At 38.4% G+C, this 13527-nt stretch carries 14 protein-coding genes; 2 read left to right on the forward strand and 12 right to left on the reverse strand.

Annotated elements, in window-relative coordinates; translation table 11 throughout:
* The 11 genes from kynU to V7659_RS00600 all read right to left on the reverse strand — a co-directional run.
* Window positions 1-990 (reverse strand): kynureninase (gene kynU / locus V7659_RS00550; protein ID WP_420491695.1); only part of this gene is annotated, 990 nt, incomplete at its 3' end.
* A gap of 388 nt (window positions 991-1378) precedes the next feature.
* A complete protein-coding gene (locus tag V7659_RS00555; RefSeq protein WP_335537446.1) occupies window positions 1379-2167 on the reverse strand; it encodes a 2-keto-4-pentenoate hydratase in 789 nt (262 codons plus the stop codon).
* Window positions 2168-2212: 45 nt separating this feature from the next.
* On the reverse strand, window positions 2213-2992 hold the full coding sequence (locus tag V7659_RS00560) for a 2-keto-4-pentenoate hydratase (protein ID WP_335537447.1): 780 nt from the start codon (window positions 2990-2992) through the stop codon (window positions 2213-2215).
* 70 nt (window positions 2993-3062) lie between these two features.
* Window positions 3063-4529, reverse strand: a complete 1467-nt coding sequence (locus tag V7659_RS00565; protein ID WP_335537448.1) for an aldehyde dehydrogenase — start codon at window positions 4527-4529, stop codon at window positions 3063-3065.
* Window positions 4522-4995, reverse strand: coding sequence for a RidA family protein (locus V7659_RS00570; protein WP_335537455.1), 474 nt, complete (start codon window positions 4993-4995; stop codon window positions 4522-4524). Before V7659_RS00570 ends, V7659_RS00565 begins: the two co-directional genes overlap by 8 nt.
* Window positions 4996-5018: 23 nt before the next feature.
* Window positions 5019-6023, reverse strand: coding sequence for an amidohydrolase family protein (locus V7659_RS00575; protein ID WP_335537456.1), 1005 nt, complete (start codon window positions 6021-6023; stop codon window positions 5019-5021).
* On the reverse strand, window positions 6014-6553 hold the full coding sequence (locus V7659_RS00580) for a 3-hydroxyanthranilate 3,4-dioxygenase (RefSeq protein WP_335537449.1): 540 nt from the start codon (window positions 6551-6553) through the stop codon (window positions 6014-6016). The genes V7659_RS00575 and V7659_RS00580 overlap by 10 nt, the downstream gene beginning before the upstream one ends.
* Before the next feature lie 35 nt (window positions 6554-6588).
* A complete protein-coding gene (locus V7659_RS00585; RefSeq protein WP_335537450.1) occupies window positions 6589-7155 on the reverse strand; it encodes an NADPH-dependent FMN reductase in 567 nt (188 codons plus the stop codon).
* Between the two features lie 57 nt (window positions 7156-7212).
* Window positions 7213-7737, reverse strand: a complete 525-nt coding sequence (locus tag V7659_RS00590) for an FAD synthetase family protein (protein ID WP_335537451.1) — start codon at window positions 7735-7737, stop codon at window positions 7213-7215.
* Between the two features lie 32 nt (window positions 7738-7769).
* Window positions 7770-9248: a 4-hydroxyphenylacetate 3-hydroxylase family protein gene (locus V7659_RS00595; RefSeq protein WP_335537452.1), complete on the reverse strand. Its 1479-nt coding sequence runs from the start codon at window positions 9246-9248 to the stop codon at window positions 7770-7772.
* Window positions 9249-9420: 172 nt separating this feature from the next.
* Complete coding sequence (locus V7659_RS00600) at window positions 9421-10695, reverse strand: MFS transporter (RefSeq protein ID WP_335537457.1); 1275 nt, start codon at window positions 10693-10695, stop codon at window positions 9421-9423.
* 467 nt (window positions 10696-11162) lie between these two features.
* Between V7659_RS00600 and V7659_RS00605 the strand changes: the two genes are divergently transcribed.
* Both V7659_RS00605 and V7659_RS00610 read left to right on the forward strand, forming a co-directional pair.
* Window positions 11163-11798, forward strand: a complete 636-nt coding sequence (locus tag V7659_RS00605; protein ID WP_335537453.1) for a Crp/Fnr family transcriptional regulator — start codon at window positions 11163-11165, stop codon at window positions 11796-11798.
* Window positions 11795-12451: a Crp/Fnr family transcriptional regulator gene (locus tag V7659_RS00610; RefSeq protein WP_335537454.1), complete on the forward strand. Its 657-nt coding sequence runs from the start codon at window positions 11795-11797 to the stop codon at window positions 12449-12451. The genes V7659_RS00605 and V7659_RS00610 overlap by 4 nt, the downstream gene beginning before the upstream one ends.
* A gap of 84 nt (window positions 12452-12535) precedes the next feature.
* Here V7659_RS00610 and V7659_RS00615 read toward each other — a convergent pair whose 3' ends face one another.
* Entirely contained in the window at window positions 12536-13246 is a 711-nt protein-coding gene (locus tag V7659_RS00615) for a rhamnogalacturonan acetylesterase (protein WP_335537458.1), read from the reverse strand.
* Window positions 13247-13527: the final 281 nt, after the last annotated feature.

Genomic DNA, 13527 nt, shown 5'->3' on the forward strand with positions numbered 1-13527 from the left:
ATTCAGTAGGTCCATTAAAAATTGATTAATCTTTAATGACTTAGCACGAATATTTTCAATTCCTGCTTCTGCAAAAATCTCCAATGCGCCTAGTAATGGGGCAAGACTCAAAACATGTGGTGTCCCAATTTGATAGGCTCCTGCGGAATCAGCCGGTGTTAACGTGTGCTCCATGTCAAATTGTTTCTCTTTTTTCGAACCAAACCAGCCAGCAAGACCCGGGGCTGTACCAAAATGTTTAGAATTCACATATAAACCGCCAACACTGCCCGGACCACCATTTAAGTGCTTATAATTGCACCAATAGGCAAAATCAACGCCCCATTCACTGAACGCATGCGGTATCGCTCCAATCGAATGACATCCATCAAAACCGATTAATATCCCTCTTCTATTCGCTTCTTCTGTAAGCCGCTTCATATCCAAGATTTGGCCGCTTCGATAGAGTACAGTCGGTAAAATAATCAGTGATATTTCATCGGTCATCGCTTCAATAATATCTTCTTCCTCTAAAAAGCGCCCATCCCTGCTTTTTACACGAACAAGATGTGTATCTGGATCAAATCCATGAATGCGAAGCTGACTTTGAAGCGCATATATATCTGATGGAAAGGTTAATTCATCAGCTAAAATTTTGGTCCGCTTTCCTTCCGGCTTATAAAAAGTAGCGACTAATTGATGCAAGTTAACCGTAGTGGAACCCGTAACAATCACTTCATTAGCTGCAGCACCTACTAACGGAGCCATCATCTCTCCTAGTTTTTCCGATAAAAAAAACCAAGGGTGCTTCCCGTTTGTCCATCCGTCAATCCCATGTTCTTTCCAATCATTTAATGATTCCAGTAGTGTCTTTTCTGCTCTTTTCGAAAGTAGTCCTAGTGAATTTCCATCCATATAGATGGAATTCGGTTTTATGTAAAATTCTTCCCTAAATCTATTAAGGCTATCTGCATTATCCAGTTGTTGTGCATACTCTAAAGTTAACAACAGTGTATCCTCCAATTTTTTATTAATTAGTCTTTTTTATGAAAGATTATTGCTTTATTTAAAAAGTAAAACTGTTTGGCCGGTGAATATATTTTTAACCATTAGTCGATACCCTCGATTCTATTTATCTAAGGTGACGGGCACGATTAACTCCTATTCATTACCTTCAATTCCATTTTTCTAAGGTGACGGGCACGATTAACCCCTATTCGTTACCTTCGACTCCATTTTTCTTATGTCACAGGCACCATTAATATCTATATTATCAAACTCTAGTAATTTATTTCGGAAATATTTAATTCTTAATAGAAATAAGTCTTTAAGGAAAATGGTTGTCTATAAAAACAACAAAGTTTACAAAAACAACCTTTAATTAAATTGTAGCATCCAATTATTTGCTAGTAAAAGAAACACTGCCTAGTTCCGCAAATTGCGCCAAAATCGTATCCCCTAATTGAAAGCTAATTGCTTCCGTTATTGCGCCGCTAAGGATGATATCACCTTTCTTTAATCCCTGCCCTGTTTCACCAAGCTTGTTTACAGCCCAAGCAACCGCAGCAGCTGGATCACCTAATACTGCAGCACTGGTCCCAGTAGTTGCAACCTCTGAATTCTTAGAAATGTATACACCAATATCTTTCAGGTTTATCGCATCAGGCGACACCCATTTGTTGCCTACAATAAATTTTGAAGAAGAACAATTATCAGCAACAACGTCTACTAGTGTAAACTTGAAATCTAAATAACGACTATCAATAATCTCGATCGCTGGTGCAACATATTTTGTCACCTTTAAAATATCGTCGGAGGTAACGCTAGTTCCTTGAATATCATCATTAATCAAGAATGCAATTTCTGGTTCTGCCTTAGGATGTATGAAACTGCTAAATTTAACTGGTTCCCATTCAGGTGCAAGCATATCATCCATTAAATACCCGTAGATGGCTTCATGAACACCCATCATCTCCTGCTTTGCCTTACTTGTTAAACCGAGTTTTATACCAATTCGGCGAAGCCCCTCCTTTTCTTTTTGCTCGATTAATTTTTGTTGTATTTCATAGGCATGCTCAAATGTTAGAGTTGGATAACTTGTGGTAATTTTTTCAACTTCCCGCTTGTCCTTTTCTGCAGCTAATAGGTAGTTTACGATTTCTTGTTCTGTTCCTTGCAACAGTGACATAATGGAACCTCCACTTTTAATTTTTATTTTTGGTGAAAAACTCTTTTATTCAAATGATACAGTTGCAGTACCTAATGAGCCGAAATCTGCTACAATCGTGTCACCTTCGTTTACTGTAATAGCCCCAGAAAGTGCTCCGGGAAGAATTAACTCACCTGCTTTAAGTGTAATCCCGAATTCATGTAATTTATTGGCTAACCATGCGACTGCTTGTGCTGGGTGTCCTAGCGCAGCTGTTCCGGATCCTGTGGCCACAAGTTCATTATTTTTATAAAAGACCATCCCTTGAGTTCGTAAATCCAAGCCTTCAATGGTGCTCAGCTTTTTCCCAACTACTACTCTCGCTGACGAGCCATTATCTGCCACCGTATCAACCAATTTAATTTTCCAATCAGAGATTCTGCTGTCAATAATCTCGAGAGTTGGCACTACATATTTCGTTGCCATTAACACATCTAGATAATTAACATTGGGCCCAACCAAGTCTTGTTCCAATATAAAACCAATTTCTGCCTCAACCTTTGGACTGATAAAATCAGCTATTTTTACCGTTGCTTCATCAGCCATTTTCATACTATCCAACAGGTGGCCGTAATCAGGCTCATCTACACCTAGCATTTGTTGCATTGCTTTACTTGTAAGCCCAACCTTTTTGCCTATCACTACATGTCCTTCTTTTAACTTTTTACCGATGACTTCGAGTTGGATTTGATAGGCATCACTTACGGTTAGCTCGGAATAGCGCTCCGTTAGTGGTGCGACAGAATATTGATGACTTTCTGCATCGATTAATTCATTCGCAATTCTTTCTACTAATATTTCCATTTCTTCCTACACCTTCCTTTTTCATTTTAATAGATAAAAAGTGGCCAAACAGCCACTTTTTATCCTAATCTTATAATTTCATTGTAATCGTCTTGGCCTCTGAGTAAAATTCAAAACTATGACGTCCGCCTTCACGGCCAATTCCGCTCGCCTTTGAACCACCAAATGGTGTTCTTAAATCGCGATAGTACCAGCAATTGATCCAAAATAAGCCTGAATCAATTTGAGAAGCTACTCGATGTGCACGCCTTAAATCATTTGACCAAACCACTCCTGCCAAACCATAAATCGAATCGTTGGCGATTTGAATCGCTTCTTCTTCCGTTTTAAATGGAATGACCACTAATACCGGGCCAAAGATTTCTTCCTGTGCAACTCTCATTTTGTTATTAACATCATAGAGCACGGTTGGCTCGTAAAAGTTTCCTTCTGACAATCCAGCCACACGCTTACCGCCTGCAGCAAGTTTCGCACCTTCAGAAATTCCAATTTGCACGTAGTTATCAACCGTTTCAAGATGACCCTTTGATATAAGCGCGCCCATATCCGTCGTTTCATCCAATGGATCGCCCACTTTGATTTTCTTTGCAGCTGCAACAAATTTTTCAAGGAATTTATCATAAACCGATTCTTGCACTAGTAATCGAGAACCAGCTAAACAGATTTCCCCTTGATTTCTAAAAATCGCTTCAATAGAGCCCGCGACAGCTTCATCCAAGTCAGCGTCCTCAAAAACGATATTGGCAGATTTGCCGCCTAATTCTAATGATACGGGAATTAACTGTGATGCTGCATTTCTCATCACTGTTTTCCCAGTAGAGCTTTCCCCGACAAAGGAAATTCTTCGAACGTTAGGATGAGTGGTCAATGCCGTTCCTACTGTTCCACCTGGACCTGTCAGTATATTCAATACGCCCGGCGGTAATCCTGCTTCGTTGGCAATTTCACCTAACATGACTGCACTTAGTGGTGTATAGGATGCTGGTTTAACAATCACAGTATTACCAGCCGCTAACGCTGCGGAAGCTTTCCATGTCATTTGCATGAATGGTAAATTCCAAGGAATGATTAAGCTTGTGACACCGGCCGGAGCGTATTTGGTATAGCTCATATGCTTGGATTGTTCGTAATGCTCATGATTCATGTATTTTGCCATTTCTGCAAAGAATCTTAAGTTTGATGCTGCCCGCGGGATATCAAAATCTCTGCTTTCTCTAATCGGCTTCCCTACATCTAATGTTTCAATTAGCGCTAACTCCTCGACTCGTTCCATAACAAGATCCGCCATTCGGCAAAGAATCTTTGCTCTTTCTTCGACGGGCATTTTACTCCAAATGCCACTATCAAAGGTACGCTTTGCCACTTGTATTGCTCTTTCTACATCTTGCTCACTAGCACTTGCAACAGAAGCTAATTTTTGATTGGTAGCTGGATTTAGTGTGTCAAAGGTTCCCCCTGTAACAGCGCTTACATATTCTCCATTGATAAACAACTTGGCATTTTTAATTTGTATTTGTTTTTCTATGACCTTACTCAACGATTTCACCCTCCCAAACTTCTACAATCATCTCGACCTCGACTGCATTATTGTGTGGAAGTTGTGCCATACCTATTGCTGATCTTGCATGCCTTCCCTTCTCACCAAATACCTCCACCAACAAATCGGAGGATCCATTCATGACTTTAGGATGGTCTTTAAAATCAGTCGTGCTGTTGACCATACCTAGGATTTTGACAATGCGTTTCACTTTGTTAAGATCACCGAGTTCATTCTTGATTACTGCTAATAGATTAAGCATACATTGTCTTGCTGCTTGATAGCCTACTTCTATCGATACATCCTCACCAAGTTTTCCCCGGTATTCATCAGTACCCTGACCTGATGTGAAAATTAGATTCCCTGTTCGTACACAGCTAACATAATTACCAGATGCGGGGCGGAGAGCCGGCAGCTTTATTCCAAGTTCCTCTAATCTCTCTTCTGGAGTCAACACTTTGTCTATCATCTTCTCATCCTCTTTTCCGTTTAAATTAATAGATTAACTGGTAAATTTAAAAATCTAAGTGCATTTTCACCAAGCATCGCCCGTTTCTGTTCTTCACTGAGGGTGAGTGTGTCATCAATAATCTTTCCAGGTGGAGTTTCCCGCAGTAAGAATGGATAATCCGACCCCATAATGACTTGTTCAGCACCAAATTTTTCGACTAAAAATCTGATATTAACAGGGTTATTTACGATTGAATCATAGAAAAATTTCTTGGCATAAAAGCTTGGAGGATGCTCCGTGAGCTGTAAATGCGGCCAAACATTCCAACCATGATCAAGTCTAGGGAGAATGTAAGGAAGTGACCCGCCGCCATGAGAAAAACAAATTTTTAGTCCTGGAAATTTCTCGATAACACCGCCTAGGATTAAACTAGCGGCAGCCAATGCTGTTTCACTTGGCATTCCAACCGTATACATTAAGTTATGTGCGGAAAAACGGTCTCCGCCAAGTGTTTCCCATGGATGAATAAATATAGGGACATTCCATTTCTCACACATCGCGAAGAAATCGATTAACGATTCATCGTCTAAATTTTTGCCATTAATATTTGTGCCAATCTCAACTCCTTTTAAGCCAAGTTGATGTACACATCGGTCTAGTTCAAGAATTGCTTCTTCAACATTTTGAAGAGGTACCGTCCCTAAACCAATAAACTTGGTTGGATGTTTAGCTACTGTTTCTGCGATGAAGTCATTTTGAAATCTAGCCATAGCTACCGCTTCTTCTATAGGTGCCCAATAGGAGAATGTAACGGGAATTGGCGATAAAACTTGTATATCTACATTTTCTACATCCATATCGTGAATCCTTTTTTCAGGACTCCAAACTTGGTCGGTCACTTCACGGAATACCTTTCCGGATACCATGATATTGGCACCACATGAGCATGTAGGCTTTAGGACCGGCCACTTATCATTTTGGAACTTCGCCGCAAAATCAGGGAAATTTTCAGGGATGATATGTGTATGAAAATCTACTCGCATTTCCATTCACTCGCTTCTTCAGGCATAATATGACCACAGTTCTTACAAGACCGCAGTTCTAAATTACTGTTAAATCCATGAATTGCTTCTTTTACCTGCAATTCAATATTTGTTAATTGGACAGTAACGCGGTGCAATTCATGATCACATTCATCACAGAACCAAACAAAATCCTCTAATTCCCCATCTGCTCTGTCACGTTCAATAACGATCCCGATGGTATCTGCGACCCGATGTGGAGAGTGGGGAACATTTGGTGGGAGATGAAATACTTCTCCTTCTTTCACGGTAATTACTTCTCTTTTACCTTCCGCATTAATAATTTCAACGTAGCAATCACCTTTTAATTGATAAAAAATCTCTTCAGAAGGGTCCACATGAAAATCACGTCGTTTATTGGGGCCTCCGAGGACCATAAACATTAGTTCAGAATCCTTCCAAATCACTTTATTATTTACTGGCGGCTTAAGTAAATCCTTGTTTTCTTCAATAAATCCCCAAAGGTTAATTGGTTTTAAAGAGTTTTTCATAGTAATTTTCTCCTCTCAACTTTTAATAGAAATGCTTATCCATTTACTGTTGCAAATTTTTCCTCTGCTGATTTTAATGCCTCCTGCATGAAAACTACTTCTTTTGCTAAAGATGTAATTCTTGTGTGAACCTCAGCATCGATGATTTCATTTTCTTTATTAAAATGATTGTTATTGACATAGACATAGCCTGGTGCCACGAAAGCTCGGAAAAATCCTGCAATCGGCTTCAATTGATTTTCGATAACAAGGTAATGCTGGTATGTTCCACCTGTTGCGATAAAACCGATTACTTTGTTGCGAATATCCTTTGGATTGATTAAATCAAACAAATTTTTGAGTGGCCCTGATAAAGACCCCTGGAATATAGGTGTTCCGATAATATAAAAGTCAGCAGAATTAACAATATCCAGAACTTTTTTTGTGTCACCTGTATAGTTTGAAGGATTTCGTCCATCACAGAACTGCACATCATAATCTCTTAAATCAAGCAATTCTACTTCAACGTTAGGATGATGTTTCTTTACTTCCTCTAATACCTTTTGAACAACAATACTAGTTTTTGCTCCAATAATTGTGCCTGAAATTCCTAATAACTTCATTGTGTGAACTCCCTTCTATTGCTGAGTGATATCAAGTAGTTTCTACTTTTCTACTGTTTATAGTCCCAGTAACGAATAGGACTGCTGGAAATCCCCCTCTGAGATTAACTGGCGGATTCTCGTCGATGAAATAAGTTCTCCACCTTTACAATAAACAGGAGGAGTGATATTGATATGAAAATACTTTTCTAAAAAATTCACATCGCCTTCTCTATTTTTTCCAAAATGGAAATCAGCACCCACTATAACCTCTACCGGGGTTAACTTAGATAATTCACAGATAAAATCCTCAGGGGGCCTGGTCGCATACCATTCATCGAAGCTGGCAACAATTATATAATCAACACCTAACTTCGCGATCCTGCTAACCTTTTCCTGGATGGGTGTCAAAATTTGTACGCCCTTAAAATAATGTCGAGGAGGCGGATCGAAAGTATAGACAACGCTCGGAACCTGATTAACTCGACTCTTTTCCATAGCTTGCTTAATTACGGCTTGATGTCCTTTATGGACACCATCAAATGCCCCAATGGCAATCACAGAACCAGCAAGTTTTAGAACTCCATCTTTAAGCATTTGCATCCTTCACACCTCCTCTTCCTATCAATTAACGTTTATAAGCTAGTAACCTCATTTTTTTGATTAAATATTTTCATTGCTTCATCAGCCAACTCAAAGGAATTATTCCTTTTGTGGTTGTTATAGAAAATCGCTCTTTTACGAATCGGATCTCCAGTATAATAGCGTTCGTATTGAAGTACCCTTTGTCCGAATGCTTCACCACATAAATCCCATGCTAATTTAAAGAGATGAACACGTTCTTCCGCTGAAACACCCTCTCTTCCAAGATAATACTTCTCTAAATCCTCTCTTAATTCAGGATTCTCGAAATCGGCATCAGTCGGTGACATGAGTAGTCCACCTGCTCCAATGATTTGGATCACCTCAATCGCACGTGGGTACATTTTTGGCAGCAATCCTCTAATGGTTTCAAGTGGTGCATAAGATGGCATCACTTCGCCAGTAGCAGTTACTTCATGTTCATACTCTGAAATTCGCAATAACGCCCTAATTGATTCAACCGATTGGATTAATTCCCCTAAATCATTTTGTACATTTAGGTAGGAATCAACACCGATGGAGTCGGCGATTTTACAAGCCACTTCGGTTGCAAATTGTAGTTTGATTAACCCTCTTACACCAGACTGATGAGCTGGCTGTTGAGCGATTCCTGTTTTCGGATAAAGTAAGTTTGCTGCTTCAACATTGTTATATAGGAATACACGATCCCAAGGTACTAAAACATCATTAAAGACTAAGACCGCATCCATTTCTTCAAATCTTGATGCTAATGGGTGGTCATAAACAGAACGCTTTCCATCCTGCATCGCTTCGCGACAGATAATGCGAAGACCTGGAGTATCCAGTGGAAGTGCAAACGCAAGTGCATAACGTTCATCACCAGGCTTAAAACCTGGAAAAGAATAAACAATCACTTCGTCCGTGATCGGTGCAAGGGTAGCTAGCATCTTCGCACCTCTTACGATTAATCCATCAGGAGTTTCTTTTACCGCTCCTAAATGAGTAAACATATCTTGTTGCTCGTGTGAAGACTTACTGCGGTCATTTTGCGGGTTTATGATAGCATGAGTCAAAAATAAATCGTTATCGCGGATATGCTTAAAATAGGATCGAATATTTTTTCCCCATTCCGGATTGTATTTATCTAAGAACTCGGAATTACTCGCCATCGATGTTACGACAACATTTAAGAAATCAGGGGTTCTACCCATTAAGCCAAATGTCGCTTTGGCAAACTCTTCGAACGTTCTTCTCCTTGCTTGTAGATCTTGGTAGCTTTTAGGGACTAAAAATGCATTCGAGATTCTTTCTCCTGTTTCTTCACAAATATGAGTAATGTCCTCTTGATACTCGGAATCATGCTGCATATCATATAGCTTTGCAATTTGAAGAATTGGCTGATGAAAAACTGGTTCTTCAAAGATATTTTTTACTTTTTTTCCTGATAACCACACTTCTGGATTCCTGGATTTTAACGCCTCGATATACTGTGCTCCTGTACGGATTCCCATAAACATCCTCCTTTAAATTCATATTTTTATTATAAAATTGAATTTTTTGAGTCAGTGTAGTCTGATTAACATTTTTTCTAAAAAAATAAAATTTTCATTTTATTAAGACTAATAAAACAGCCCACATCATTCTTTATACTAATGATGTGGGCTGTTTTTCGAATGATAAATGCTAAATTTTCAGGTTCCCTTTTTTAGGAATAAATAAAATAGTGATGGATGCAAGGACTCCTGCTACAGCAAATAGATAAAAATTGATGGAAAAATCCAAATTAGAACTCATAAAAAAGCCAATGAGAATAGGTCCAGAAATCGCACCAATCCTTCCAAATCCAAGCGCCCAGCCAAGTGCTGTGGCTCTGTTTTCTGCTTCAAAATATTTGGAAATATATGCATTAAGAATAAGTGTTGTCCCAATTGTTCCAAACCCTGCCACTCCTACTAAGCAATACACCAATAACATCGATGTTTTAATGCTTAATAGGGCAATTGAGACTCCTGCTAAGAAATAAGATATACTGATGATTTTCTTAGATCCCCATCGATCTGCTACAGTTCCCGCTATTAAAGCACCAATCGCTGCTGATAAATTAAGCATCAGCAAAAATCCTAAGCTTGGTCCAAGAGGATATCCAGCCTCTCTCATCATTTTAGGAAGCCATGTACTCAAACCATAAATCATAAGCAGACCCAAAAAGAAGGTGATCCAAAAAAACATGGTTGCCCGAATATTCTTCCGAGCAAAAAGACTTGCGATTGCCGCAAATTTGTTTCTGGAGCCTTTATTCTCATCCTCTATATGGCTTTGGACAAAGTCATTGGGAAGATGATATTTTTGAGCAATACTGTTAGCTTCAGTCAACTTTTTCTTTGCCATTAGGAAACTAATCGACTCAGGAAGTAATTTTATAATAAAAGGAATAACTAAAAGTGGAGTCACACCAATCCAAAACATTAATCTCCAGCCATAATCCTCTAAAAGGAACATAGAGAATAATGCACCAAGGACTCCTCCAATTGGATAACCTGTATACATAATAGCGTACAGTTTTGAACGATGTTGCACAGGAGAATACTCGATTGTTAATGCAGATGCTGTAGGTATAACCCCACCTAGTCCAAGACCACCTATAAATCGGAATAATCCAAACATCTCAGGAGATGTGGATAAAGCAACAAGGCACATCGATAAGGAAAATACAGTGATACAAAAAATCAATGTCTTTTTTCGGCCGATTATGTCCGTAATTGTTCCTACACAAATTGCACCGATAAGCATTCCCACTAGAGCATAACTACCGATAGCCCCTGCTTGTGCAGGTGTCATACTCCAATCTTTGTATTGCATTAATGATGGTAAAACTGCACCATAAATTCCTAAATCATATCCATCAGCTAACATCGCGAACCAGCACAACACAACTACAAGTAAGGTTGCTTTAGGCATACTCTTCAATGAAAGATTCGTAGCGTTTAGATTGTTTGTTTGAGATAATTCTTGAGTTACTACTGATTGTACTTCCTGGTTCATCCAACCATCCCCTTTTATAATTTGCTCCAATAGTCTCTTTTGTTATGTCTCAGGTGCAACTCTCTCTGGCCCTCCTTTTTTTGATCTAACCATACTGTTCTTCCCATTATTTGATACTTGGGAGTTAAATCTAGACCGTTAATCAAATTGGGTAAAAACATGGTTTTGGCTGAATATTTAAAATCCACCCAACTAATGTTGATTTTATATCTTGAATCTTTTACACTACTGTTAAGTGATTAACACAAATAAATTTTTTTTACATCTAAATGTAAGCGTTAACAAATAATTACAACTAAGTCATAGCACTGGATTAATTACATATTTCATAGATTTACAGTTTTATAGATTTGTTTTCACCATTTCATTTAGGAGTTGATTAGTTGGCAATCTTGTTTGACAGTGATATCAATTGGGATTCTTGCTTACAATTTGGTACTAGGCAATTCTTCAAAGAGAAAGCATCTATTTATCAGCAAGGTACGATGGGGGATGGATTTTATTTTATCCAAAAGGGATTAATTAAAGTGACGACTACCACTTCGATTGGAAAAGAGCGCGTGTTAAACATCGCCATTCCTAGGCAGATATTAGGCGTTCAAGCGATGGACCGTCAGCCCCATTTTACGACAGCAACGGCAGTAAATGACTCTATTCTCTATTTTTTCTCTTGTGAACATTTTCAAAAATTAATTAAGGCACAGCCCTCAATCCTTAACATTTTTATCAAAACCGTCATTCATAAAATGCACATCCTAGCTGATAAAATATATTTGGACTCTCTCACACCAGAGCAACAATTGGCTGTGATTCTCCTAAATATTTGTTACGAATTTAAGAATTATGAAGTTCCTCTCACACAACAAGACCTTACTAAATGCACAGGATTAACAAGAATCACCTTATATAAGATTTTAAAACAATGGAAAGAAGAAGAAATCCTTGAGAACCATGGGAAAAAGTTTTTAATTAAAAAACCGGATGAGCTAAAAAAGCTTCTTGGTAAGGTGTTGATATGAAAAGTCTTCGATATTCATGGCGGCCGTTTTTAAAATACGGGAAAAAACTTGAGTTTATAGAAAATGAAATCGTTTACCATCAGGGCAGTGAAGGCAAAGGCTTTTTCTACTTATCTAAGGGTGGTATAAAGATCACTCTCCTTTCCCATGAAGGTGTAGAGCGAACGGTGAATTATGTTCCAGAAGGTATGTTATTTGGGGAACATGGGGTTAGAAATGAGTCCTATTTAACTTCTGCCATCTCAAACTGTCAATCTGAAATCTATTTTTTCTCTGATGAGGCCTTAGTGATGATTTGTAAAGAACATCCTGAGGCAGCATGTATTTTTACAAATTCACTAATCTATAAATTTAGGATTCTGGCCGAAATTATTGCCTTTCTCAATTCGCCTATAGAACAGCAAATGGCTCATTTCCTTTTAAAACTGGTAAGTGAAAATGGTAATTTTTCAATTGACCAAACATCGTTTGCTCGCTACATAGGGACCTCTCGGATTACGGTAAATAAAATACTTAACAAGTGGAAAAATCAACAATGGATCCAAATCTCAAACCGTACAATCGACATCCTTGATATCGATCGATTAAAAGAACTTAGAGACTCAAGTGGGATAAACATTTTAAACTTGGATGTATTAATGTTATCCAATTAAATTTAAAGTTAAATATAAAAAAGCAGGAACCAATATTAATATGGTTTCCTGCTTCTTTTTTTAAGATTACCTTTCTGGCTTGAGTTACTTTTTAAGACGGTCTTGAAGTGTTACTAGATTGGATTCCTTAATGCCTTCTACGACAAGACGAGCAATTTCTTTTGCTCCAGCTACCTGAAAATGAGTATTGTCCTGAACACCATTCGGATAGTTCTTGTTCTCCCCAGGTTCTAGCCAAAGAAAAACATCCTTTGTCCTATCGGGCCCAAGCTCCTGGAACAATCCCTTGCTTTTGGCAGTAAGGTCAATCATAGGTACATGTTTTTCCATTCCAAGTTCCTTCATAGCTGTTGGGTACTCACCATGTGAATTAAGTGCTCTTCCTTCATTGGTGAAGTTCCTTCGTTCAACAGGTGTAACAAGGACAGGAATAGCTTGTTTGGCTCGCGCCCCGTCAATATATTGTTTTAAATAGCTTTTATATGTAGAGTACGGTTCAGTATAACGGCTCGGATCGTTCTTTTTTTCGTCATTATGACCAAATTGAATAAAAAGGTAATCCCCCTTCTTAATTTGCTTCAAGATAGATTCGAGTCTTCCTTCAGCAATAAAACTTTTTGAACTCCTTCCTGGTGTAGCTGCATTTTTCACCACAATGGTATCATCAAAATAGCGATGAATAAATTGTCCCCAGCCTGCTCGAGGTGCAAATGAACTTGAATAATCAGAAACAGTTGAATCACCCGCGAGATATACTGTTATACGGTTTTTGTGGGGATATTCATTATTTGACATTTTTGCAAAGCTATTTATTGATATCAATCCAAAAACTAGTAATAGCAAGATTGCCATTACTATTTTCCCATTAACTTTTTTACTCATAACACCACTCCTTGATGTTAACCTCTAGGTATATTATATCGATGATTACGTAACGATTATGCATTTTGGGTGACATTATTCGTTCAAGTGAATCCCCCTACTTCAGGGAAAAAAATTATTGGCGACCAGACCCATCAATATGAAGGGGTCCAGTCGCCAATTGAGGTTTATCCATTTCTCTATATCTATAGAAC

It is taken from the genome of Neobacillus drentensis, from assembly GCF_036966985.1.
Taxonomy (GTDB): domain Bacteria; phylum Bacillota; class Bacilli; order Bacillales; family Cytobacillaceae; genus Neobacillus; species Neobacillus drentensis_E.

Bases quoted from the DNA above. Each gene is read 5' to 3' on its own strand.
- V7659_RS00610 (WP_335537454.1), top strand. From the start codon at position 11,795: ATGAAAAGTCTTCGATATTCATGGCGGCCGTTTTTAAAATACGGGAAA.
- V7659_RS00590 (WP_335537451.1), bottom strand. From the start codon at position 7,737: ATGCAAATGCTTAAAGATGGAGTTCTAAAACTTGCTGGTTCTGTGATT.
- V7659_RS00555 (WP_335537446.1), bottom strand. From the start codon at position 2,167: ATGTCACTGTTGCAAGGAACAGAACAAGAAATCGTAAACTACCTATTA.
- V7659_RS00600 (WP_335537457.1), bottom strand. From the start codon at position 10,695: ATGCCTAAAGCAACCTTACTTGTAGTTGTGTTGTGCTGGTTCGCGATG.
- V7659_RS00615 (WP_335537458.1), bottom strand. From the start codon at position 13,246: ATGTCAAATAATGAATATCCCCACAAAAACCGTATAACAGTATATCTC.
- V7659_RS00580 (WP_335537449.1), bottom strand. From the start codon at position 6,553: ATGAAAAACTCTTTAAAACCAATTAACCTTTGGGGATTTATTGAAGAA.
- V7659_RS00595 (WP_335537452.1), bottom strand. From the start codon at position 9,248: ATGGGAATCCGTACAGGAGCACAGTATATCGAGGCGTTAAAATCCAGG.
- V7659_RS00585 (WP_335537450.1), bottom strand. From the start codon at position 7,155: ATGAAGTTATTAGGAATTTCAGGCACAATTATTGGAGCAAAAACTAGT.
- V7659_RS00560 (WP_335537447.1), bottom strand. From the start codon at position 2,992: ATGGAAATATTAGTAGAAAGAATTGCGAATGAATTAATCGATGCAGAA.
- V7659_RS00575 (WP_335537456.1), bottom strand. From the start codon at position 6,023: ATGCGAGTAGATTTTCATACACATATCATCCCTGAAAATTTCCCTGAT.